The sequence below is a fragment of the Sphingopyxis sp. genome (assembly GCF_035250425.1).
Classification (GTDB): Bacteria; Pseudomonadota; Alphaproteobacteria; order Sphingomonadales; family Sphingomonadaceae; genus Sphingopyxis.
Genome location: NZ_DATFFD010000237.1, coordinates 1 through 23,299, shown reverse-complemented (window position 1 = coordinate 23,299; position 23,299 = coordinate 1). Strand labels below are relative to the sequence as shown.

General features: G+C 65.1%; 19 protein-coding genes. 1 reads left to right on the top strand and 18 read right to left on the bottom strand.

Annotated elements, in window-relative coordinates; genetic code table 11:
• On the top strand, positions 1–1,141 hold a 1,141-nt coding region (locus VJ811_RS14370; RefSeq protein WP_324073510.1), incomplete at its 5' end, for a GGDEF domain-containing protein.
• 87 nt (positions 1,142–1,228) lie between these two features.
• Here the strand turns inward: VJ811_RS14370 and VJ811_RS14365 are convergent.
• From VJ811_RS14365 to ctaD, 18 genes are all read right to left on the bottom strand, one after another.
• Positions 1,229–2,521 carry a sugar MFS transporter gene (locus tag VJ811_RS14365; protein WP_324073508.1) on the bottom strand — a complete coding sequence of 431 codons (1,293 nt, stop codon included), beginning with the start codon at positions 2,519–2,521 and terminating at the stop codon, positions 1,229–1,231.
• 48 nt (positions 2,522–2,569) lie between these two features.
• Positions 2,570–5,053, bottom strand: a complete 2,484-nt coding sequence (locus VJ811_RS14360; RefSeq protein ID WP_324073506.1) for a glycoside hydrolase family 3 protein — start codon at positions 5,051–5,053, stop codon at positions 2,570–2,572.
• 89 nt (positions 5,054–5,142) lie between these two features.
• Positions 5,143–6,336 (bottom strand): MFS transporter, encoded by a 1,194-nt coding sequence (locus tag VJ811_RS14355; protein WP_324073503.1) that lies wholly within the window; start codon positions 6,334–6,336, stop codon positions 5,143–5,145.
• Complete coding sequence (locus tag VJ811_RS14350) at positions 6,329–7,393, bottom strand: LacI family DNA-binding transcriptional regulator (protein WP_324073502.1); 1,065 nt, start codon at positions 7,391–7,393, stop codon at positions 6,329–6,331. The genes VJ811_RS14355 and VJ811_RS14350 overlap by 8 nt, the downstream gene beginning before the upstream one ends.
• A gap of 95 nt (positions 7,394–7,488) precedes the next feature.
• Positions 7,489–8,991 carry a tryptophan halogenase family protein gene (locus VJ811_RS14345; protein ID WP_324073500.1) on the bottom strand — a complete coding sequence of 501 codons (1,503 nt, stop codon included), beginning with the start codon at positions 8,989–8,991 and terminating at the stop codon, positions 7,489–7,491.
• A complete protein-coding gene (locus tag VJ811_RS14340; RefSeq protein ID WP_324073498.1) occupies positions 8,988–10,019 on the bottom strand; it encodes a cupin-like domain-containing protein in 1,032 nt (343 codons plus the stop codon). The genes VJ811_RS14345 and VJ811_RS14340 overlap by 4 nt, the downstream gene beginning before the upstream one ends.
• Positions 10,012–10,731, bottom strand: coding sequence for a SapC family protein (locus tag VJ811_RS14335; protein ID WP_324073496.1), 720 nt, complete (start codon positions 10,729–10,731; stop codon positions 10,012–10,014). The genes VJ811_RS14340 and VJ811_RS14335 overlap by 8 nt, the downstream gene beginning before the upstream one ends.
• A 12-nt stretch (positions 10,732–10,743) precedes the next feature.
• The gene (locus tag VJ811_RS14330; protein WP_324073494.1) at positions 10,744–12,273 is read right to left on the bottom strand and encodes a tryptophan halogenase family protein; all 1,530 of its coding nucleotides are present in this window, start codon (positions 12,271–12,273) and stop codon (positions 10,744–10,746) included.
• A gap of 104 nt (positions 12,274–12,377) precedes the next feature.
• Positions 12,378–15,377, bottom strand: a complete 3,000-nt coding sequence (locus VJ811_RS14325) for a TonB-dependent receptor (RefSeq protein WP_324073493.1) — start codon at positions 15,375–15,377, stop codon at positions 12,378–12,380.
• Between the two features lie 167 nt (positions 15,378–15,544).
• Positions 15,545–16,423, bottom strand: a complete 879-nt coding sequence (locus tag VJ811_RS14320; RefSeq protein WP_324073512.1) for a class I SAM-dependent methyltransferase — start codon at positions 16,421–16,423, stop codon at positions 15,545–15,547.
• Between the two features lie 4 nt (positions 16,424–16,427).
• On the bottom strand, positions 16,428–17,825 hold the full coding sequence (gene thrC, locus VJ811_RS14315; RefSeq protein WP_324073492.1) for a threonine synthase: 1,398 nt from the start codon (positions 17,823–17,825) through the stop codon (positions 16,428–16,430).
• Positions 17,826–17,851: 26 nt separating this feature from the next.
• The gene (locus VJ811_RS14310) at positions 17,852–18,496 is read right to left on the bottom strand and encodes an SURF1 family protein (protein ID WP_324073490.1); all 645 of its coding nucleotides are present in this window, start codon (positions 18,494–18,496) and stop codon (positions 17,852–17,854) included.
• Positions 18,489–18,884 carry a DUF983 domain-containing protein gene (locus tag VJ811_RS14305; protein WP_324073488.1) on the bottom strand — a complete coding sequence of 132 codons (396 nt, stop codon included), beginning with the start codon at positions 18,882–18,884 and terminating at the stop codon, positions 18,489–18,491. The genes VJ811_RS14310 and VJ811_RS14305 overlap by 8 nt, the downstream gene beginning before the upstream one ends.
• 1 nt (position 18,885) lies before the next feature.
• Positions 18,886–19,761: a cytochrome c oxidase subunit 3 gene (locus VJ811_RS14300; RefSeq protein ID WP_324073486.1), complete on the bottom strand. Its 876-nt coding sequence runs from the start codon at positions 19,759–19,761 to the stop codon at positions 18,886–18,888.
• 80 nt (positions 19,762–19,841) lie between these two features.
• On the bottom strand, positions 19,842–20,411 hold the full coding sequence (locus tag VJ811_RS14295; RefSeq protein WP_324073484.1) for a cytochrome c oxidase assembly protein: 570 nt from the start codon (positions 20,409–20,411) through the stop codon (positions 19,842–19,844).
• Positions 20,408–20,557 carry a hypothetical protein gene (locus VJ811_RS14290; RefSeq protein WP_324073482.1) on the bottom strand — a complete coding sequence of 50 codons (150 nt, stop codon included), beginning with the start codon at positions 20,555–20,557 and terminating at the stop codon, positions 20,408–20,410. The genes VJ811_RS14295 and VJ811_RS14290 overlap by 4 nt, the downstream gene beginning before the upstream one ends.
• Entirely contained in the window at positions 20,554–21,465 is a 912-nt protein-coding gene (locus tag VJ811_RS14285) for a heme o synthase (RefSeq protein WP_324073481.1), read from the bottom strand. The genes VJ811_RS14290 and VJ811_RS14285 overlap by 4 nt, the downstream gene beginning before the upstream one ends.
• Positions 21,466–21,537: 72 nt before the next feature.
• Positions 21,538–23,211 (bottom strand): cytochrome c oxidase subunit I, encoded by a 1,674-nt coding sequence (gene ctaD / locus VJ811_RS14280; RefSeq protein WP_324073479.1) that lies wholly within the window; start codon positions 23,209–23,211, stop codon positions 21,538–21,540.
• Positions 23,212–23,299: the final 88 nt, after the last annotated feature.

The window sequence follows — 23,299 nt, the reverse complement described above, 5'->3', positions numbered from 1 at the left end:
TCGCATGACCACCAAAGCGACACAATCGAACGAGCCGGTAGGACGGTTCCTGGGTTGGCTGGGGCTTCGCCAATCGCGCGGCGCCCCCCCCGAAAGCAGCCATGCGCCGCCGGACGGCGCAGGGCCATACGACCTTGCACGCCAGGCGCGATACGAACTCGCCGCCTCGATCACCTCCTTTCTCGTCGACAATGACCTCGACGTGTCGCCGGCCAATCTGCTGCTCGCGCACAGCGCCTTTTCGGGCCGCAATCCCCGCCTCGCGCGGCAGATCGTCGCGCAGGTGCAGACTCCCGAGGGGATCAGCCAGAAATGGCTGAGCGAACTCGACGAACAGGAGGCGGGTCAGCCCGATCGCGTCGAACTCGACCGGCTGATGACCCGGCTCGAAACCAATATCGAAGCGTTCCAGGCAAATACGAAAGAAGCCCGCACGGTCACCAGCGATTACGGGACCGAACTCGAACAACATGTCGTCGACCTCGAACAGTTGCAGAAGACGGGCCGCATCGTCTCGAGCCTCGCCGATCTTGCCAAGGTCATGCTCGACCGCACGCGCAAGGCCGAGGACGATATGCGCAAGAGCGAGGACGAGGCAAAAGCCCTGCGCAGGAGCCTCGATCGCGCCAAGCGCGACGCCGAGATCGACTATCTGACCGGCCTGCCCAACCGCCGGGCGTTCGAGGCCTTGCTCGACCGGCACTATAAGGAAGCACGCGCCGCGGTCGAACCGCTGAGCATCGCCTTTTGCGACATCGACGAATTCAAGAAGGTCAATGATATCCACGGCCACGAGGCGGGCGACCGCGTGATCAAGGCGATTGCCGACACGCTGGCGCGGATTTCGAACGACCATTGCCACGTCGCGCGCCACGGCGGCGAGGAGTTCGTCATGCTGTTCCGCGGCCTGACCCCGTCGCAGGCAGCCGAAAAGCTCGACGATGCCCGCGAGGCGCTGGCCGGCCGGCGCCTGATCAACCGCAAGACCGACGAGCCCTTTGGCCAGATCACCTTCTCGGGCGGGGTCGCCGACGTCTTTGGCTATGGCGACACGCGCGCCGCGCTCAAGGCCGCCGACGCCGCCCTCTACAGGGCCAAGGCCGGCGGGCGGAACCGGATCGAAATTGCCGATCCGGCCTGAGTTTCAGCGATTCCCGCGAGGGGGCGGGAGGCTGCGGGCGATCGCGCGCTAGTACGCGATCGCCCGCGGCTTTATTTGTCTCGACCGTTAGGCGGTCGCCGGACGCGCCGCCCACAGCCCGAAGCTCGCGATGATCGCATAGCAGATCAGCGGCACCGCCAGCGCGAGCCGGATGTCGCCGCTGAGATCGGCCACCGTTCCGAACAGGAACGGGACGATCGCCCCGCCGATAATCGCGGTGCACATGATGCCCGACCCCTGCGGCGTCCGTTCGCCGAGCCCCTCGGTCGCGAGGCTGAAGATCGTCGGGAACATCAGCGAATTGCAGAAGCCGACCAGGATCAGCGCCCAGCCCGACAGCGCGCCCGTCGTCACCGCCGACAGGATGATCAGCGTGATCGCGCCGGCCGCAAAGGTCATGAGCACGCGACCCGGCTTGGCGAGCCGCAGGATGAAGCCGCCGAGCAACCGGCCGACCAGCGCGCCCAGCCAGTACATCGCAACCAGCTTGCCCGCCGCCTGGAGCCCCAGCCCCATCACGCTTGGTTCGGCGAGATAGGCCATCAGGTTCGAGCCGATCGCCACTTCGGCGCCGACATAGACGAAGATGCACAGCGCGCCGAACTGGACGCGGCGATTGTGCGTCAGCAAGCCCCAGGTGCCCTCGAGCTTCACATCGTCGGTCTTGGCGTGGTCGATCGCCGACCGGTACATCCAGAATACCGCCGCGATCACCAGCATCAGCACCCCGAGCCACATATAGGCGGTGCCGATCGACGCGCCCTCGGCGACGCGATAGGCCTGGATTTGCGCCTCGCTCGCGGTCTCGGCGTCGATCGGCTGTTCATCGCCGAGGAGGAAGGCCGCGCCGCCATAGACCATCAGGAACACCCCGATCGAATTGAATGCCTGGGCAAAGGTCAGCCGGCTATGCGAGGTTTCGACCGGCCCCAGTGTCGTGATCACCGGATTCATTGCGACCTGCAGCACCGTGATCCCCGCACCGATGCAAAAGAGTGCGGCAAGGAAACCGGGGTAGGACGCCGCGGCCGAAGCCGGAATGAAGAGGAAAGCGGCCGCCGCGACGATGATGAACCCGAGCGCGAAGGTGCGGATATAGCCGAGTTTCGACATGATGATGCCGGCGGGGATCGAAAAGGCGCCATAGGCAATGAAAAACGCCATCTGCACCAGATTCGCCTGCGCATGCGTCAGGTGGAACATCGGCTTGAACTTGCCGACCAGCAGGTCGTTGATGTTGGTCACCCCGCCCAGCAGGAAAAACACCGCAAAAGCGAGGATCAGCACCACCCGCGTGCTGTTGCCGCCCTTGCCCGGCTGTTCGACCGCATTCGTCGCGACGTTCGGCGCTAATGCCATTCTCTCTCTCCCTTGCCTTGTCTCAGGCGAACCCGGATGACGGTCTTGTCACTTTACCACCGGCGGGCAAGGCAGATTCTCTCCAATGGCCTCGACATTCGTATTCAACAGCGTCGCGGCGAAGCCCTTGTCGCTCTGGATCGAGACGGCATAGTCGACCTGCCGCAGATTGGCGCCCGCATCGGCGAAGCAGCGGAGCGGCACCTTGATCGTCGACACCTGCCCCTTTGGCGCCGCTTTGACCGCCGCCGAGATGTCGAACGCCTTGCCGCCGAGCGCGAGAGTGACCGGGCCGCTGCCGATCGCATCGACCCGCCAGTCGACGCGGAGCGCGAAGCTGTTGTTGAGCTGGCGCGACAGGTCGGCATAGGGGCCGCTGAGGTGCAGCGCGGCGGGTCCGGTCCAGACGAAGCTCTTGCCATCCTCCTGCGCGCGGACATCGACCGAGCGCGCGGCGATCAGGCCGCCGGGGCTCGATACCGGGGCGGACTCGACCGGGCGCGCACCGCCCGCATCGGTAATCGTCAGCACCCACGGCGCGCGGGCGCGGCCGCCCGAGAAGAAATTCTCGACATTCAGCGCCGCCGCGATGTCGACGCCCAGTTCCTCGGACAGCTGCGGAACCGTCGTGCTCGCGCCATATTTCAGGCCGTAGCCGACCGCGAACTGCGGCTTTTCTACGGGTGATCGCGCGTCGGCCGGCCAGGCGAAGGGCAGCGTCCCGGTAAAGCCGCGCACCGTCTTGCCATCCTTGCCCGCGACGAGCACGTCGGCGACGCCGGCACCCTGCGACCCCGGCAGCCAGCCCGCGACGAACGCGTCGGCCGCGTTGATTTCGGGGTTGGTGAACATCGGCCGCCCCGACAGGAACAGCGCGACCACGGGAATGCCCGCGGCCTTCAGCTTCTTGAGCGTCGCGAGGTCGGTCGCCTCCGACGGTTGATAGTCGAGCGTCGCGACGTCGCCCTGGAATTCGGCATAGGGCGCCTCGCCGAACACGACGACCGCGACGTCGGGCTTTTCCTTGAACGCGCCGCCTTCGGAAAGCGTCGCTGTGCCGCCGGCGTCGCGTACCGCCTTGTTCAGCGCCTCCCAGATCGTCTGGCCATTCGGGAAGTCGGCGTGGGTGACATCGGTGCCCTGCCAGCTGACCGTCCAGCCGCCCGACTGGATCGCCATGCTGTCGGCCGCGGGGCCGGTGACGAGCACGCGCGCGCCGGGCTTGATCGGCAGCACGCCGCCATTGTTCTTGAGCAGGACGAGCGACTTGGCGACCGCCTCGCGCGCGACCGCCAGATGCTCGGGCGTGCCGACCGCCTTCACGACGCTGCGGTCGACATGGCCTTCGGGGAACAGGCCGAGCTTGTATTTCACGCGCAGGATGCGCCGCACCGCATCGTCGAGCCGCGCGGCCGGGATCGTGCCGTCCTTGGCATGTTTCAGGGTCGTTTCGTAAAGACCCTTCCAGCTGTCGGGCGCCATGAACATGTCGAGCCCGGCGTTGATCGACTGCGCGCAATCGGTGACGCTGCATCCCGCAACCTGCCCGTGCCCGTTCCAGTCGCCGACGACGAAGCCCGCAAAGCCCATCTTGTCCTTGAGCGCGTCGGTCAGCAGCCCCTTGTTGCCGTGATTCTTGACGCCCTGCCAGCTCGAGAAACTCGCCATCACGGTCAGCGCGCCGGCGTCGATCGCGGCGGGGTAACCCATCGCATGTTTCGCGATCAGTTCCTTCTCGTCGACCTTGGCATCGCCCTGGTCCTTGCCCTCGAACGTCCCGCCGTCGGCGAGGAAATGCTTGGCGGTCGCGGCGACATGGCTCGCACCGACACTCTTGCCCGGCGCGAGCGGCCCTTGCAGCCCCAGCACCATTGCCTTGGCATATTCGGCGACGAGCTTCGGGTCGGCGGCATAGCCTTCATAGCTCCGCCCCCAGCGCAGATCCTGCGGCACCGCCAGCGTCGGGGCAAAGGTCCATTCGATCCCGCTGCCCGCGATTTCGGCGGCAGTGACCGCGCCGATCCGCTGGATCAGTTCGGGGTCGCGTGCGGCGCCGAGGCCGATATTGTGCGGGAACAACGTCGCGCCGGGGATATTGTTGTGACCGTGGACGGCGTCGACGCCAAAGATGATCGGGATCGCGACGCCGTTCGCTTGGCGGCGCAGCGACACCGCGCGAAAATCGCCGACCAGCTTCGCCCAATCGGCGGCGCTCGAACGCTCATTGCCATTGGGGCCGCTGTTGCCGCCCGCGAGGATCGAGCCGAGCGAATAGGTTTCGAGATCCTTGGGCGTGATCGTGCTGATGTCGGCCTGGACCAGCTGGCCGACCTTTTGCTCGATCGTCATTTTCCCGATCAGCGCGTCGATGCGCGCTTCGGTTTTGGGATCGGTGATCGCCGCGGGGCTTTTTGCAGCGGGCCACAGTTCGGGATGGACCTTGGCCGCTTCGGTTCCCGTGGTATGCGCGGTCGCGGTTGCCGTTCCTGCCAGCAGCAGCGCGGTCGCCATACCCATTGCCTGTCGGCGCATCGTCTCTCCCATTCCTCTAATGTGAACGTTATCAAATTTCACTTCGCATAGCGGGTGGATGAAAGCAAGCGCTCTGTTTTCGGCTTATATCAGCGAAGCCGCGGCATCGTCGCGAGCAGCAGCACCGCGATCGCGGAGAGCCCCGCGAGCAGCAGGAAAAGCGCATCGAAGCCGAAGCCCGGAACGAGCGAGATCGTCAGCCACGGCATGATCAGCGACGGCACGGTGTTGGTCAGGTTGAAGATACCAAGGTCGCGTCCGCGCCGGTCTGGCCGCGGCAGGATGCGCAGCGTCTGGCCGCTATGCAGCGACAGGAACACCGTCGATGCGATACCGAAGACGAGATAGCCCGCCTTCGCAGCGTCGAGCCCCGTCGCCAGCGCCATGCCGACCATTCCGAGGCTCGACACCGCCGCGGCGGCGACGAGCGGCACGAACGGCCGGTCGTTGCGGTCGGCCCAGCGGCCGGCCGCCAGCGCGATCGGGATCGCGATTGTCAGCGCCATGCCGAACAATTGCGCCTTTTCATTGTCGTGCATGCCGGGATCGATCGCGCGGAACCAGAAATAGAGATAGGCGAACAGCGCCGCCTCGGCGATCTGGACGAGCAGGCGCGCAAACCACATCCGCACCGCCGGACCGGTCGGCCGCCGCCGCTCCCCGATCGCGCGCGCAGCGGGCGGTGTGGTGAGATCGGGGAACGCGCGCGGGCGGCCGAGCAACAGCACCGGCAGGACGGCGCTCGCCACCAGCAACGCAATGACCACCAGCCGCTGCTCCGCCGACACCAGCCCCGGCCAGGTGACGAGCCATCCCGACCAGCCGCCGAGAGCGGGCGAAAAGGCGAGCAGCCCGCCGAGCAGCCCCTTCTGTTCGTCGGGAACGAGATCCCCGGCCCATGCCGCGAGCGGCCCGAGCATCATGTTGAGCGTGAGTTGCCACGCGACGATGATCGCGACCAGCGACCAGATATTATGCGCCAGCGGAACGGCCAGCAGCAAGGCGATCGTCAGCACCAGCCCCGCCAATATCCAGCCGCGCCGATTGCGCGTCAGATCGCTCAGCCAGCCGAAACCGATGCCGCCGGCGCTCGCCGCGACGGCGCCGAAAAAGGTGACATATCCCAGTGCCTGTACGTCGGCCGGCCCAGCCAGCTCGGTCATACGCCCGGGCAGCCAGATGGTCAGGAAGGGAACATAGGCGATCGCCCCTCCCGCCCACGCGAGCGCATAAAGCAGGAGGAAAGCAAGGGACTGGCGGCGCGGGGTTCCGGCGTCAGCCATGGACGGCGACAGGCGGTGCGGCGGTCGATCCGCGCTGGACGAGGCCGCCCTGCACGCGTGTCGGTTCGGTCGGGCGCGGCGCCCCGCGCTGCGCCGCGATGATCAGTTCGACCGCGCGCGACGCGGTTTCGGCGACCGGCTGATCGACCGCGGTCAGCGCCGGCTGGGTGAAGCGGACGACCGGCGTGTTGTCGAAACTGACGATCGACAATTGGCCCGGCACATCGATGCCAAGGTCGCGCGCGACCTCCAGCGTCGCGAGCGCCATCTGGTCGCTGCTCGCGATGATCGCCGTCGGCGGATTGGCGCCGCCCAGCAAGTGCCGCGCCGCGGCGGCGCCCGACGCAAAAGTGAAATCGCCTTCGGCGAGCAGCCCGTCGGTGGCGAGGCCGGCGGCCGCCATTTCGCTTTCCCAGCCGTCGACGCGCCAGCGGCTGAGGCTATATTCGGGCGAGCCCGGAATGAAGCCGATGCGCTGGTGGCCAAGGTCGATCAGGTGCCGCGTCGCGCGCCGCGCCGATCCTTCGTCGTCCATCGTCAGCGCGATGCCCGCCGCGCCGCCGCGCGATCCGATGCGCGCGAACGGAATCTTCTGCTGGTCGAGCAGGCCGACGATCAATGGATTGTCCGAATGCGGCGGGGTCAGGATCACCCCGTCGGGCTGTAGCGCCGCGATCGCCGCGCGCAGTTCGCGTTCGACATGATCATTGTGCGTGTCGACCAGCTCGAAGATCATCCGATAGCCATATTCGGCGCATTTCAGCATCCCGCCGAGCAGCATCTGGTCGACCCAGTCGACCCCCTGCCGCCCCTGCCAGTCGGCGATGGTGCGCTCGCGGTCGTTGATCGCGAGGATCAGATAAGAGCGCGACCCGCTCATCCGCTGCGCGGCGATCGAGGGAACGTAACCGAGCTTGTCGATCGACGCCTGGACGCGTTCCTTCATCTCGGGCCGAACGTTGGGCTCGTTGTTGATGACGCGGCTCACCGTCTGCAGCGACACGCCTGCGTCGGCCGCAACATGCTTGATCGTAACCGACTGCCGCCGACGCCCCATTATCTTTCCCGGCCCCCTATCTCGCCGCAATCGCTAACCGCATCGTCGCCACAATGCCAGCCACGAACCCGTTCTGCTTCCATAATTTCCGCCCCTTACGCCGCTTGCGGGACCGCGGCGCCGCAATAGCGGGCAACATAATCCTGATGCGCGGGCAGGCTGGCGACCGTCTGGCGCACCTCGCCGCGGATCGCCTCGAGCAACCGGTCGAGCTCGTCGTCGCGCAGCTTTTCGGCGATCGGGTGATGGCTTTGCGGCTCGATCCCCTGCCCCATCATCACCTGCACCCAGCTGTTTTCGGCGAACAATTCCTCGTTCTTGCGGAAAACGCGGCCCGTCTCGCGAAACAATTCGATCTTCTGTTCCAGCGTATCGGGGATCGGCATCGCCGCGCAATGGCGCCAGAACGGGCTGTCGCGGCGGTTGGTCACCTTATAGTGAAGGACCAGGAAATCGCGGATTTGCAGCATGTCCTGCATCTGCTGCTCGTTATACTCGGCGACGTCGCGCTCGCTGACGCGGCCAGCCGGCAGCATACGGATAAAGCGCAGCACCGACCGCTGGATCAGGTGGATCGCGGTCGATTCCAGCGGCTCCATGAAACCCGCCGACAGCCCGACGGCGACGCAGTTGCGATACCATTGCTTGCGCCGCGCGCCCGCGGTGAAGCGCAGGAAATTGGGTTCGGTCAGCGCGTCGCCCTCGATATTGCCGAGCATCCGGTCGAGCGCGGCATCCTTGTCGAGATAGCGGCTGCAATAGACGATGCCGTTGCCGGTGCGGTGCTGGAGCGGAATGCGCCATTGCCAACCGGCGTCGTGCGCCATCACGCGCGTATAGGGGACGGGCGGGTGGACGTTCGGGGTCTGCAGCGCGATCGCGCTGTCGCACGGCAGCCAGTTGCTCCAGTCGTCGAACCCGGCGTGGAGCGCGCCTTCCACCAACAGCGCGCGAAAGCCCGTGCAGTCGATGAACAAATCGCCCTCGATCCGCCGGTCGCCGTCGAGGACAAGCGCGGCGATATCGCCGCTTGTCCCGTCGAGTTCGACGCGCGCGATCTTGCCTTCGATGCGCTTCGTCCCGTCGGCCTCGGCCATCGCGCGCAGGAAGCGCGCATAGAGCCCGGAATCGAGCTGATAGGCGTAATTCATGCGGTCTTCGGGCAAGTGCGCGAACTTGCCCGCGATCGCCGCCTTCAGCTCCATGCAATAATCGTCATAGGGCTGCTCGTGCCCCCTGGTGCGTCCATAGAGCCAGAAATGCTGAAAGCCCGCCGACCAGTGATCCTTGCCGGTCAGGCCGAAGCTGTGGAAATATTGCGTCCCCAGATCCTTCCAATCGTCGAACAGGATGCCGAGCTTGAAGGTCGCCTGCGTCGCGCGCATGAAATCGGCTTCGTTGATGCGCAGGATGCGGTTGAAATTGACCAACGGCGGAATGGTCGATTCGCCGACCCCGATCGTCCCGATCGCTTCGGATTCCACGAGCGTCAGGTCGATCGCCTGCCCCAGCGTGCGCGCGATAGCCGCTGCGGTCATCCAGCCCGCGGTGCCGCCGCCCGCAATCACGATGCGCTGGACGCGTTTATTTTCATTCATCGGCTGAGTGTCCTCAACAGGAAAGCGCGCAGGCGCCCGGCGCTTTCGGGGGTGAGCCGCGCGAGGATGCTGCGCGCCTTTTCGGGAATATGGCCGGTGACCCGGTCGTCATTCTCGAACACATAATGGTCGAACAGCTCACGCCAGATCGCCTTGTCCTCGGGCGGCAGGTCGCGGATCGCGAGGATCGCGTGGTTCAGCGCGACCTGCGGCTGCCCGAGCCAGGCGGGCGTGCTGCGCCACCAGTAATTGACCAGCACATTGAAATCCGCGAGCCCCTCGACATGGTGCCACCACATCGACGGGATGAAGATCGCGTCGCCGGGTTCGAGTTCGATCGTCTGCGCCTCGGCCATCGCATCGACGAAGCGCGGGAAGGCTGTCAGGTCGGGCGCGTCGAAATCGACCATGCTGACCGCGCGGCCCGCGGGCGTGTTGTCGATCGGCCCCAGATAGAGGTTGCGAAACTGGTGCGGCGGGAACAGCGTGAAGCGGCGCCGCCCGACGGCGCAGCAGGCGAGATTGTCGGGAAAATCATTGTGCGCGGCGATCCTGGTGCGCGTGCCGATCCAGATGCTTTTCAGCGGATCGCGTGTGCCCAGGTCGACCGAATTCGCCTCGTCGAGCCCGTCGAAATGCGACGGGATGTCGATCGAGGCAAGATAGACGGTGCGGTTTTCACCGCGTTCCTCGGCCGTATCGATGCCGCCGAAGATGTCGGCGAGTTTGCCCGTCCCGATGCGAAAATTCATCTCCATCTCGGCGTCGTAGAACAGCCGCCCGTCGTGCCCCGGCGCGCCGATCGACACTTTGAACGGACGGTCGCGCGCATGATCGAGCAAATAGCTACGGGCGTCGCGCGCCGCGCTTTTGCCTGCCGCAACAAGCGGCCAGTCGCTCACCAGCCCACGAAGGACAAAGGGCTCGCGCGCGCCTTCCAGCAACGCGTCGAGCCCCACCCCCTTATTCCATTCGCGCTCGCGCACCGGCGCGAGGCGGTCGTATATGGCGCGGTCGCGCTCAGCCACCGGCCAGCCTGCGGTTCTTACGCGCGACCAGCACCGACAGTTGCGACAGCGAGGCGAGCGCCATGAACATCGGCATCAAATGCCCCGCGGCGTGGAGCGCGCCGAGCGCCTCGCCATCGAGCGCGCGCAGCTTCGCCTCGTCGATGATGTGGAAGCCGACGAGCGAATGGACCGATCCGTCGTCGAGCGTGACTTCGAGGCTGAAGGGTTCGAGCAGGTCGTACGCGAGCAGCGCGTCGTAGAAGGCGCCGCTCTCGCGATAGCCTTCGTCGAGGTCGCCGAGCCGCTGGGCGATGTCGTCGAGATAGGGCGTCGCCATGCCGTCGGCGTCGAACAGCCGGACGCCCTCGCCCGTCGCCGCGATGCGCGGATGGTCCATGTCGATATGGATCTGCCCCGGACCGTCGCCGCTCGCCGGACGCCCGATCAAGAACGGTTGGATCGCGGCCGACAGCGGGCGATAGCGCGCATCCCAGCGGTCGCCGTCGAGAAACAGATTCTCGCCATTCTCGAACCCGAACATCGCGAGCGCGGTAAACGCCTCGCGCCCGGTTTCGCGGCGGAACAGAATCGGGAAATGGGCCTGCACGCGCCGGAACTCGCTGGGCACCGTCAGCGTCGCCATGATGTCGTCGCCCAGCTCCGCCCCCGCGTCGGTCCGGATGCGCAGGTCGCGGTGAGTCTTGTTGTCGAGGACGGCGTGACGGGTCATCAAATTCCTTTCCTATCGCGCCGCGGCGCTATGCGCACCGGATGCAAGGGCGGCGAGATAGTCGCGATTGGCGGGCAGCGCCGCGGCGAGCGAGCGGGCGCGCTGCCGGTTCTCGGCGAGCAACGCCGCCGCCCGCTCGCTCGCGGGCAAATCGGCGGGCACCGGATAGCCCATGCCATAGAGAATATATTGGTGGCTTTCGGCCGAGAAAATCTCGTCGACGCGCGGGAAATCCCATGCCGACGGCGGCTGGTCGTGCCACAGCTCCAGCATCTCGGTCAGGCGCGGCGGCATATGCGCGGGGTCGCGCTGCGCAAGCCAATAGGGCTCCTCGCGCCGGCTCAGCGCATAATGGAGCTTGAGGAACTCGACGATGCGGTCCCAGCGATAGCGGAACAGCTCGTTGAAGCGATCGGCGTGGATCGGCATCGCCGCTCGGCGCGCCGGGAAATTGTCGATGAGCGCCTTCAGCGACAATTCGATCATCACGATCGCCGATGCCTCGAGCGGTTCGATGAAGCCCGCCGACAGGCCGACGGCGACGCAATTGCCCTCCCAGAACCGCGCACGGTGCCCGGTCGGAAAGCTCAGGCGCCGTGCGGGAACGCCGGGCGCATCGGGCAGCACGCGGGCGATATAGGCGCGCAAGGTCGCCTCGGCCGCATCGTCGTCCATGAAGCGGCTCGCATAGACGCAGCCGATGCCGCGGCGGCCCGGCAGTCCGATGTCCCAGATCCAGCCGGCTTCATGCGCGGTCGACATCGTTTGCGACGCGATCGGGCTGCCCGGGGCAACCGGAACCTGCGCCGCGAGCGCGCGGTCGTTGAACAAGACATCGCCGCGATCGATCCACGCGACGCCAAGATGTTCGCCAATCAGCAGCGATGCATGGCCGCTGCAATCGATGAAGAGGTCGCCCACTATATCGCCGTTCCGGCGCGTCGCGACCGACGCGATGCCTCCGTCATCGTCGCGCGCCACCCCGACGACATGGTCCGATATGTGACGGACACCGAGCCGCTGGACTGCATGGACCGCGAGCAGCGCCGCAAATTTTCCGGCGTCGAGGTGATAGGCGTAATTCGCCGCGCCCTGATAATCGGGCATCGCGCGCTGGCGCGGCGCCAGATCGAGGTCGCAGACATGCGCCTGCGCGGTCATCGCCGCCGCGAACGGCAGGTCGGGCGCGCCCGTCTGCCAGGCCGCGAGCAACTCAGCGGTTGGCGCGGCGGGGGGCGGCGTGAACGGGTGCAGATAGCGATCGCCCTCGGCGCCGGTCACCCAGCCGTCGAAGCGCGATCCCTGTTTGAACGATCCGTCGCAGCCGGCAAGAAATTCGGCCTCGCCAATCCCTATCGACGCCAGCGTCGCGCGCATCGTCGGCCAGGTTCCCTCGCCGACGCCGATCGTCGGAATGTCGGGTGCCTCGATCAATATGACGTCGAGCTTTGCGGCGCGGCGCGCGCTGGCGAGGAGGCACGCCGCGAGCCAGCCGGCGGTGCCGCCGCCCACGATGACAACCCTCTCGATCGCGCTATTCATTGCCGTCGATCCTAAGCCAACCCACCGCCGCCGTCACGCAAAAGAGCCGCACCCCGAAAGGCGCGACCCTCTTGCCTGCGACCCGGCGGACGTAGCCACTCGCATTAGAAGCTGAACCTGACCCCTGCCGAGTATCGCGCAAAACCGGGCTGCGCGAAGGTGACATTATTCTTGTGACGAAGATGCCCGCGGCGCCCCTCGCCGGTCAGGTTGATCGCCTCGACAAAGCCGGTCAGGCCCGGGATGAACTCATAGCTCGCACTCGCGTCGATCTGCCAATATTCCTCGGTATAGAAGGGGTTGGGTCCCGTTCCGTGAAGGAATTCGTCGCGCCAGTTCCATGCGACACGCGCCTGAAGTCCGTTCTTGTCATAATAGGCGACCGCGTTGGCGCTGTCGCTGAGCCCGGTCAGCGCGAACTGCGGCACCGACGATGGCTGCGTATTGTCGTACGTCGCGCTGCCGTCGACGATCGTATAGTTCAGGATCACGCCGAAGCCCGTATCCCAGAAACTATGTTGGAGCGCGAACTCCCATCCCTTGATCGATGCGGTCCGATCGCTGTTGATCGGCGTTGTGATCTCGAAATTGACGAGCGGATCGCCCGGCGCGGCATGGATGACATTGCCCGTGACCGTGTCGGGGAAGCGCCGGATGATCTCCTGACGAATCTGCGCCACTGTCGCATTCGGCCCGAGCGCCGCGACCGCGGCCTGCCAGCGCGGCCCGTTCACCGGCGTGGTCAGTCCGAACGCATCGGTGTCGATCCGCGTCGACGACAGGAAATTGCTGACATCCTTGTGGAAATAACCCACCGAGATATAGCTGTCGCGCGCATAATACCATTCCGCCGACAGGTCGATATTCTTCGATTTATATGGGATCAGCCCCGGATTGCCCTGCGCGCCGGTGCCGCCGCCGATGCGGAACAGCGTGTCGAGCGTGCGCCCGCCCTGCATGCTCGCATAGTCGGAGCGCGTGATCGTGTGGCTGTACGAGGCTCGCAGCTTGACGTTTTCCAGTGGCGAAATGTCCAAATCGAACGCCGGCAGCCAATTATCGTACGATCCCTTGAAGCGCGTGAATTGGCTTTCGCCCGAAAGGACGATGTTGAACTCATTCTCGCCCACCCAGTCGGTGGTGACGGGCGCCGGCACCAGCGCCGACGACGCAATGTCGGTGGTTTCGTACCGAAGCCCCGCGACGAAATGCGCCGGATTCTGGAAGAGATCGAACTCGGTGGCGACCTGCAAATAGGGCGCCAGCGTCTTTTCGGAGATGCGCCGGTCGGTATTGAACACGGCCAGACAGGTGCCCGCTATGTTTGCACCGGTCAGCGGGTCGCTGCACATCTGATAATTTTGCTCGACCAGATCGGCCATGCGTTCGAAATCGAAGCTGTAGAAGCTCTGGATCATGTCCGGCTGCGCGAGGCCCGGGAATTTGTCCGGAAGCGTAACGAGATCGAAGATGTCGTCGGGAATATCGGACGCCGGCCCCGCGCCGCCCCATGTATCATCGTTCTGGATCGTGCCGAAGGCCGAGCGCACCTTGCTGTCGACATAGGAGACACCGAAATCGATGCTGTCGAGGAAGCCGCCGTCATGGTCGTACTGGCCGCGCAGCTGGACCTGGTCGATCCGGTTGCGGAAATAGGCGTTGCGGAAAGCGTTGCCCGTCGGGGTGATCAACGCCCGATTCAGCGGGTCGATCCCGGGATGCATCGCATAGGAGATGATCGGCAGGTCATTTTCGAAATTGATCGTCTGGTTGGCAACACCAAAGACCGCATTGCCCAGCGACATGCTCGATCCGAAATTATTGACCGGTTTCACTTCGGCCGTCGAATGATGCGCGTCGAGTTCGAAGGTGACGCCGCCCGGCCCTTTCCACTCGAGGTTGAACCCCAGCGACTTGTTCTCGGCCCGGTTCTCGATCAGCGCGCCGCTATACGACAGATCCTTGCCGACCAGGCAGTTGTTCGGCGCCGGCGGCGACGGCGCGGCGCAGCCCGGATCGGGCGGCGTGAAACGCTCGGTATAGAAGAGCGGGCCGGCGACCGGACCATCGGTCCATGCGCTCGACGTGTCGCCATGGTTGAACCACACGCCGACGTTGCTGTTGCGCGTTTCGACGGTGTTGCGCGAATAGATATATTCGACCGTCGCGGTCAGCGCATCGCTCGGACGGAACTGCAGCACCGCCTGGCCGTTGATGCGCTCGCGGTTGATGTCGTTGAGATCGTAGGACGCGTTCTGCGCCACCTGGTAGACGTCGGTCGGATCGGGCCGGTTGGTGATCCTCGTAGCGCCATCCGTGCCCGGCTGCGCCAGCGAACCCCAATTATTCTCGCTGCCGAGATAACCGTCGCGCCAGCCCACGTTCGCCGTGTTCGTGCTCGATTTGCGCTTCTGGTACGAACCCGCGACCATGATGCCGATCGTGTCGTCGGCAAAGGTCGTGCTGACGATACCCGATATTTCGGGCGTGATCGTGTCGCCTTTGTTGCGCGACGTGTCATACACGCCCTTGACGGCAAGGCTGCCGCGCAGCCCGGGATTGTCGAGCGGGCGCGGGGTGCGGATGTTGATCGTCGAACCGATGCCGCCCGATTCGATCGTCGCACGACCGCTCTTGTACACTTCGACGCCCGCGATCCCTTCGGAAGCGAGGTTGGCAAAGTCGAACGAGCGCGACGACGGTGCGCTGCCGCCGTCGCCGATGACGGCGGTCGGCACCTGGCGGCCGTTGACCGTGACCAGGTTGAATTCGGGGCCGAAGCCGCGGACGGTGACCAGCGAGCCTTCACCATTCTGGCGATCGATCGATACGCCGGTGATGCGCTGCAGCGATTCGGCGAGGTTGGTGTCGGGAAATTTGCCGATGTCTTCGGCGGAGATCGCGTCGACGACGCCTTGCGCCTCGCGCTTGATGTCGGCCGATGCGGCAAGGCTGGCGCGGATGCCGGTCACGACGATCTCGTCGCCGTTCACGCCCCCGGCCGGCGTTTCCTGCGCGATCGCGGTCTGCGCGACGCCCATCAAGGCCAATGCCGAAGTGCCCGCCAATATTCTGGCCAGCCGAAGCTTGTGCGAAGCCCGCATCTCATTCCCTCCCGATAAGCCGCTCGTTTTCGGCGACATTTGTTCAATGTGAACGTTATCTAAATGGGAACGTTCTCATTGTCAACGCATGCGTGTGGCATTTCGGTCACAATATCACAGATTCTGTGCCGCAAACGTATGCGACATAATAAGGGCGAAGTCCGCGGTCAGCGGCTCCAGCGGGCGAAAATCGCGGTCGGGAGCAGCAGTCCCCGCGCCTCTTCGCGCACCGCGAGTTCGCCGCACTCGACCTTGCCGGGCAAGTCGGCGAAAAGCTGTGCGAGGAGTTCGCCGATCGCCAGCGCCGACATGCGCACCGCATAGACGGTGAGGAACAGCGCGCGGCTGTCCTCGTCGAGCAGCTGGCGGCAATCGGCGAGCAGCGGCGCAAGGCCTTCCTCGATCTGCCAGCGTTCGCCGCCGGGACCGCGGCCGAATTTGGGCGGGTCGAGCAGGATCGCGTCGTAGCGCCGCTCGCGGCGGACTTCGCGCGCGGCGAACTTGCCCGCATCGTCGACGATCCAGCGCACGGGCTTGTCCGCCATGCCCGCGAGCTCGGCGTTTTCACGCGCCTGTCCGACCGACTTTTTCGACGCATCGACATGCGTGACCGAGGCGCCCACGGCGGCGAGCGCCTGGCTGCCAACCCCGGTGTAGCCGAACAGGTTCAGGAAGGCGGGATCGGCCTTATCGGCGACGCGTTCGCGCAGCCAGTCCCACACCGGCGCCATGTCGGGGAAAAAGCCGAGATGGCGAAAGGGCGTGCATTGCGCGGTGAAGCGCGTTTCGCGCCAGCCGAGCGGCCAGCCTTCGGCGGGCACGGGCTTGTTATAATACCAGCGACCGCCGCCGTCGTCGTCGGACGCGGGGACGAACTCGCCATCGGCGGCGTCCCACTCGCTGGCGGGGAGCGCGGGCGCCCACATCGCCTGTGGTTCGGGACGGATGAAGCGAAAGCGGCCATAGCGTTCGAGCTTGCGCCCGTTCCCGCTGTCGACCAGCCCATAATCGTCCCACGCTTCGCCGACAAGCGTGACGAGGGGCAGAAGATCAGCCACGCGCGGCTTCCGCGAGGACAAAGGCCTTCACCGCATCATAGTCGCCGGGAAGGCGCGTATAGCGCTCCTCGCGGTCGAACAGATTGCCGAGCCGCGCGGGGAGCGGCGGGCGCACGCCCGTCGCGCGTTCGACCGCTTCGCGGAACTTTGCCGGATGCGCGGTCGCGAGCGTGACGACCGGAATATCGGCATCGATCTCGAGCGCGCGCGCCGCGGCGAGGCCGACCGCGCTATGCGGATCGATGATCTGCCCGCCATGTTCCTGCGCCCAGCGCAGCGCGAGCGCCATCGCGTCGCCGTCGATGCTCGCGCTCGAAAACAGCCCGCGCGCGCCCGCGAGCATATCGGCGGGGATCGACATCGCGCGGTTCTTGTCGAACTCGCCCATCATTGCGGTGATCGCTGCGCCGTCGCGGCCCGCGAGGTCGAACAGCAGCCGTTCGAAATTGCTGCTGACCTGAATGTCCATGCTCGGCGTCGCAGTCGCGGTGACCGTCCCCGCGCTATAGTCGCCGCGGGTCAGCGCGCGGTGGAGGATGTCGTTGACGTTGGTCGCGACCACCAGCCGCGCGATCGGCAAGCCCATCTGCGCCGCGACATAGCCCGCGAATACGTCGCCGAAATTGCCCGTCGGGACGCTGAACGCAATCGGACGGTCGGGGCCGCCGAGCCGGACTGCGGCATAGAAATAATAGACGACCTGCGCCATCAGCCGCGCCCAGTTGATGCTGTTTACCGCCGACAGCGTGACCTGGCTGCGCGCCTCTTCGTCGCCGAACAGCCGCTTCACCATCGCCTGCGCATCGTCGAAGCTGCCGTCGATCGCGATATTATGGACGTTGGGCGCCAGCACCGTCGTCATCTGGCGCCGCTGTACGTCGCTGACGCGGCCCTCGGGATGGAGCATGAAGATCTGGATATGCTCGCGCCCCGCGACCGCCTCGATCGCCGCCGATCCGGTATCGCCCGAGGTCGCGCCCACGATCGTGATGTTCGTATCGCCGCCGGCGAGGAATTTCTCGAACAGCTGGCCGAGCAGTTGCAGCGCGACATCCTTGAACGCGAGCGTCGGGCCGTGGAACAGTTCGAGCAGCCAGTGGCGATGATCGAGCTGGACGAGCGGGGTCACCGCGTCGTGGCTGAAACGGCCGTAGGCGGCACGGCACAGCTCGCGCAATTCATCCTCGGTCAGCACGCCCGCGACGAAGGGCCGCATGATCCGCACCGCGGTTTCGGCATAGTCGAGACCCGCGAGCGCGCGAATTTCGTCGACCGGCATCTGCGGCCATTTCGCCGGCACATAAAGGCCGCCATCGCCGGCAAGGCCCGCCAAGGTTGCGGCACGAAAGTCGAGGGTCGGCGCAGAGCCGCGGGTGCTGATATAGTCCATGACGGACAGCGCCTAGCGGCGCGCCGTCACGGCTGCAAGCGGCGGCGGACCGCGAGGATGTAGATAATCAGCGCCACGATGGCGAAGAAGAACCATTGGACCGCATAGGCAAGGTGATTGTTCGGCGTATCGTCAGCCGACGGCACCGCACTCGCCCGCAATCCCGCGACCGGTTGATCGGCGATCAGCATCGTGCGCGCGGGCACCGCCTTGCCCATCGCGCGCTCCATCACCGTCGGCTGTTCGGGGCCGGGAACGATCGTCCCCTGCACCGTTCCGCCGGTCCATTTGGGCGGCGCGAAATCATCGCCGATGCCGACATCGACGAGTACGCCCGGCCCTTCGGCGCCGGTGCGGCAGTCGGCAATCATGCGGATGCCCGACCTGCCCTTCCGGTCGGTGCCGCTGCGCGGATCCCAGCGCATGGGTTCGAGGCAGACGACGCTGCTCTTGCGATAGAGGAAAGCGTCCGAAACCGGCGGCAGCTCGGGATAGGTTACCATCGACGACATCGCCACATTGCGCTGGTAGAGCGCGATCAGCGCTTCCTTCTCGCTCTTGCGCTGGAGTTGCCAGATGCCGAGCGCGATCATCACCGCGACCGCGGCGAGCACGAGGATCGTGGGGATCAGCGGCCAGCGCCGCGCGGGCTGTTGGGCTGGTTCAGTCATCTTCTTTGTCCACCTTGCGGCCTTCGGCTGCCTGACGCTGATGCTCGCTCGCCAACAAGGCGCCCTTGCCGACGCGCAGGCCATAGACGACCGCGGCGGCGGTCAGCGGCACCCAGAGGATGATATGCACCCACAAAGGCGGCCGCACCATGGCATCGAGCGTCAGCGCGATCGCGATCAGCAGCGCGCCGATGATCAAGGTCAGGAACGCCGCGGGGCCGTCGCCGACATTGTAGCGGCCATAATCGAGGCCGCAGCTTTCGCATTTCGCGCGGAACTTCACCGGCCCGTCGAACAGCGTCGGCGCGCCGCATTCGGGGCAGAGACCAAAAAGGGCAGCGCGCCAGACCGGCGGCTGCCCCTTTTGAATGTGATCGCCGTCCGGCAATTTAGTGCGCGGCGACAGGCGCGCCCCAGCCGCCCCAGACATAGACGATGATGAAGAGGAACAGCCACACCACGTCGACGAAGTGCCAGTACCAGGCGGCGGCTTCGAAACCGAAATGCTGCTGCGGGGTGAAGTGGCCCTTGTAGGTGCGCACGAGGCAGACGATCAGGAAGATCGTGCCGACGAGCACATGGAAGCCGTGGAAGCCGGTCGCCATATAGAAGGCCGAGCTGTAATTGCTCTGTCCGAAGCCGAACGGCGCATGCGCATATTCATAGGCCTGGATCGACGAGAAGACGACGCCGAGGATGATCGTCAGCCACAGGCCTTTTTTCAGGCCTTCGCGGTCGCCGTGGATCAGCGCATGGTGCGCCCAGGTGATCGTGGTGCCCGAGCAAAGCAGGATCAGCGTGTTGAGCAAAGGCAGCGAGAAGGCGTCGATGACTTCGATGCCCTTCGGCGGCCACATGGTGATCGCGGCCGCGCCGTCCTGGCCGAACAGCGAGGTGACCGCGCCTTCGGCATATTCGATCGGAACCGGGAAGAGCGAGAAGTCGAACCATGCCCAGAACCAGCCGACGAAGAACATGACTTCGGACGCGATGAACAGGATCATGCCGTAACGCAGGTGCAGCTGGACGACCGGAGTATGGTCGCCGGCATGGGCTTCGTTGATGACGTCCGACCACCAGCTGAAGAAGGTGGCGATCACGCCCATGAAGCCGAGGCCGAGAACCCATTTGCCGATGCCGCCGAAATAATCCGCGTGCATCGACATCACGAGCCCGAAGAACATCACGAGCGCAGCGACCGAGCCGATGAGCGGCCAGACGCTGGGATTTACGAGGTGGTAGTCATGATGTTTCGCACCGGACATGGCGTGTTTCCCGTTTTTAGCAGCCCCAGCATGATGATTCCCCATCATCTGCCGGTCTTGTTAGACTCTTGTTCGCGGCCTTAGCTCGCCTTTTTACCCTCGTCTACCGCATCTACGGGGTGGAAGGTGTAGCTGAGAGTGATTTCCTGCACGTCGCGCGCGTCGGGGTCGTCCATGATCTTCGGATCGACGAAGAACAGCACCGGCATGCGCATCTGCTGCCCCGGCTCGAGCCGTTGCTGGGTGAAGCAGAAGCACTGGATTTTGGTAAAATATTTGCCCGCCTGATCGGGCGTGACGTTGAAACTCGCGGTCCCGACGACGGGCTTTGCCGAAACATTTTCGGCGATGAAGATCGCCATGTCGCGCGCACCGATACTGACCATGTCGGTCGGATGCTCGGGATAGAATTTCCACGGCAGGTTCGGCGAGACATTGGCGTCGAAACGGATCGAGATCGTGTCCGACAGGATTTTCGGCTCGGCCGCTGCGGCGACCGGATCGTAGCGCTGCGTCGTACCGCCGAACCCCGTGACGCGGCAGAAGAGATCATAGAGCGGCACCGCCGCGAACCCGAGACCGGTCATCGCGAGCGCCATCAACGCGGCGAGGCTGGCGGTCTTCGCGTTCGGGGACAGCCGCCCCATCATGAGAATATCTGCATCTTTGCGATGGTGATGAAGAAAAACAGGATCGCCAGCGCACCGAGCATCCAGGCCATCAGGTTCGCACGACTGCGCTGGCGGCGGCGATATTCGGCCTCGTCGAAAGGTTCATGATTCGGTTCTTCGGTCATAGCGGCCACCAATGGTCGGCGACGACAGCGCCGAACAGAATGAAAAGATAGGCGATCGAATAAGCGAACAGGCGCTTTTCGGGTTGCATCAGGTCCCCCTCGCCCGTCGTCCGCGTGCCGACCTGGATCGACAGCGCAACAAACACCGCCGAAAGCACCACCGCGGTCCAGCCGTAAAGCGCGCCGGTGTAGCCGAGCGGCCACGGCGCGATCGCACCGATCGCCATGATGACGGCGTAAAACAATATCTGGCGCCGCGTCGATTTCTCGCCCGCGACAACGGGCATCATCGGAATGCCCGCGGCGGCATAGTCCGAGCGCATGAACAGCGCGAGCGCCCAGAAATGCGGCGGCGTCCACAGGAAGATCAAGAGGAAGAGCAGCACCGGCAGCGGCGCGATCGACCCCGTCGCGGCGACCCAGCCGATCAGCGGCGGGAAAGCACCGGCGGCGCCGCCGATGACGATATTCTGCGGGGTCCGCGGCTTCAGCCACATCGTATAGACGAAGACATAGAAGAGGATCGAGACGGCGAGCAGCAGCGTCGCTTGCCAGTTCGACGCGAACAGCATCAGGAACAGCGAAAAGGCCGCGAGGCCGACCCCGAACTGCAACGCGGTCTGCGGATCGAGCCGCCCGGCGGGAAGCGGGCGGCCCGCGGTCCGCTTCATCTTCGCGTCGAGCCCGGCCTCATACCATTGGTTGAGCGCGCCCGACGCCCCTGCCCCCAGCGCGATCGCGAGGATCGAGGAGAAAGCGAGAACCGGCGGCACATGCCCCGGCGCCGCGAGCAGTCCGCACAGCGCGGTGAACACCACCAGCGACATCACGCGCGGCTTCGTCAGCGCGAACAGGTCGCGCCAATCGGCGGGTAGTGAAGTTTCGCCGTGGGTCAGGCTCTGCGCCATGATAACTCCGGCCTGTCGGGCAGCGCCCCTGCCGGGTTTCAGCAGGGGGCGCGCGCAATCAGGCGATAAACGTCACGCGATACGCGGCAGTTCGTTGAACTGGTGGAACGGCGGCGGGCTCGACAGCGTCCATTCGAGCGTCGTCGCGCCTTCGCCCCACGGATTGTCTGCGGCCTTCTTGCCCGCGAACAGCGAGTAGCCGATGTTCAGGAAGAAGAAGAGCATGCCGACGCCCATGATCACATAGCCGAACGACGAGACATAATGCCAATGGGCATAGGCCTCCGCATAGTCGGGATAACGGCGCGGCATGCCCTGCTGGCCCAGGAAGTGCTGGGGGAAGAACATGACGTTCACGCCGATAAAGAAGACCCAGAAGTGCAACTGGCCGAGCGCCTCGTTGTACATCCGGCCCGACATCTTCGGGAACCAGTAATAGAAGCCGGCGAAGAGCGAGAAGACCGCGCCCAGCGACAGCACATAGTGGAAGTGCGCGACGACATAATAGGTGTCGTGCAAATTGGTGTCGACGCCGCCATTGGCAAGCACGACGCCGGTCACGCCGCCGACGGTGAACATGAAGATGAAGCCGAGCGACCACATCATCGGGGTCTTGAACGTCATCGAGCCGCCCCACATGGTGGCGATCCAGCTGAAGATCTTGATGCCCGTCGGGACCGCGATGACCATCGTCGCGGCGGTGAAGTACATCTTGAGGTTCACGCTCATGCCGACCGTGAACATGTGGTGCGCCCACACGATGAAGCCGACGACGCCGATCGCGACCATGGCGTATGCCATGCCGAGATAACCGAACACCGGCTTCTTGCTGAAGGTCGAGATGATCTGGCTGACCATGCCGAAGCCCGGCAGGATCATGATATACACTTCGGGGTGGCCGAAGAACCAGAAGAGATGCTGGTAGAGGACGGGATCGCCGCCGCCGGCCGCATCATAGAAGGTGGTGCCGAAGTTGCGGTCGGTCAGCAGCATGGTGATCGCGGCGGCGAGGACCGGCAGCGCGAGCAGCAGCAGGAAGGCGGTGACGAGCACCGACCACACGAACAGCGGCATCTTGTGCAGCGTCATGCCCGGCGCGCGCATGTTGAAGATAGTGGTAATGAAGTTGATCGCACCGAGGATCGACGCCGCGCCAGCGAGGTGGAGCGAGAAGATCGCCATGTCGACCGCCGGCCCTGCCGAGCCGCTGGTCGACAGCGGAGCATAGACCGTCCAGCCGGTGCCGGCGCCATTGCCGCTGCCCCCGGGCACGAACATCGAACCGAAAAGCATGACGAACGCGACGGCGGTCAGCCAGAAGGACACATTGTTCATGCGCGGAAAAGCCATGTCGGGCGCGCCGATCATCAGCGGCACGAACCAGTTGCCGAAGCCGCCGATCATCGCCGGCATGACCATGAAGAACACCATAATCAAGCCGTGCGCGGTGATCATCACGTTCCAGAAATGCTTGCCCGCGACCTCGTCGCTCGCGCCGCCCAGCATATGCGCCCAGCCCGAAAGATACTGGACGCCGGGTTCGGCGAGTTCGAGGCGCATCATGCCCGAAAGCCCACCGCCGACGATGCCGGCGATGATCGCGAAGATCAGGTAGAGGGTGCCGATGTCCTTGTGGTTCGTCGACATGAACCAGCGGACGAAGAAGCCCGGGGTGTCGTGATCATGGTCGTCATGCGCGTGATCGGCATGGCCGTGCGCGGGTGCAGTCGCTGCGATATCGGTCATCTGTCGGACCCCTTATTAATTCTTGGCGGCCGGCGTGGCGGCGGGCGCCGCTGCCGGTGCAGCTTCGGGTGCGGTGGTCGGGGCGGCG

Coding starts and splice junctions, on each gene's coding strand:
- VJ811_RS14300 (WP_324073486.1), bottom strand. CDS start 19,761: ATGTCCGGTGCGAAACATCATGACTACCACCTCGTAAATCCCAGCGTC.
- thrC (WP_324073492.1), bottom strand. CDS start 17,825: ATGGACTATATCAGCACCCGCGGCTCTGCGCCGACCCTCGACTTTCGT.
- VJ811_RS14330 (WP_324073494.1), bottom strand. CDS start 12,273: ATGAATAGCGCGATCGAGAGGGTTGTCATCGTGGGCGGCGGCACCGCC.
- VJ811_RS14290 (WP_324073482.1), bottom strand. CDS start 20,557: ATGACCGAAGAACCGAATCATGAACCTTTCGACGAGGCCGAATATCGC.
- ctaD (WP_324073479.1), bottom strand. CDS start 23,211: ATGACCGATATCGCAGCGACTGCACCCGCGCACGGCCATGCCGATCAC.
- VJ811_RS14335 (WP_324073496.1), bottom strand. CDS start 10,731: ATGACCCGTCACGCCGTCCTCGACAACAAGACTCACCGCGACCTGCGC.
- VJ811_RS14295 (WP_324073484.1), bottom strand. CDS start 20,411: ATGATGGGGCGGCTGTCCCCGAACGCGAAGACCGCCAGCCTCGCCGCG.
- VJ811_RS14325 (WP_324073493.1), bottom strand. CDS start 15,377: ATGCGGGCTTCGCACAAGCTTCGGCTGGCCAGAATATTGGCGGGCACT.
- VJ811_RS14355 (WP_324073503.1), bottom strand. CDS start 6,336: ATGGCTGACGCCGGAACCCCGCGCCGCCAGTCCCTTGCTTTCCTCCTG.
- VJ811_RS14345 (WP_324073500.1), bottom strand. CDS start 8,991: ATGAATGAAAATAAACGCGTCCAGCGCATCGTGATTGCGGGCGGCGGC.
- VJ811_RS14285 (WP_324073481.1), bottom strand. CDS start 21,465: ATGGCGCAGAGCCTGACCCACGGCGAAACTTCACTACCCGCCGATTGG.
- VJ811_RS14350 (WP_324073502.1), bottom strand. CDS start 7,393: ATGGGGCGTCGGCGGCAGTCGGTTACGATCAAGCATGTTGCGGCCGAC.
- VJ811_RS14360 (WP_324073506.1), bottom strand. CDS start 5,053: ATGCGCCGACAGGCAATGGGTATGGCGACCGCGCTGCTGCTGGCAGGA.
- VJ811_RS14310 (WP_324073490.1), bottom strand. CDS start 18,496: ATGACTGAACCAGCCCAACAGCCCGCGCGGCGCTGGCCGCTGATCCCC.
- VJ811_RS14365 (WP_324073508.1), bottom strand. CDS start 2,521: ATGGCATTAGCGCCGAACGTCGCGACGAATGCGGTCGAACAGCCGGGC.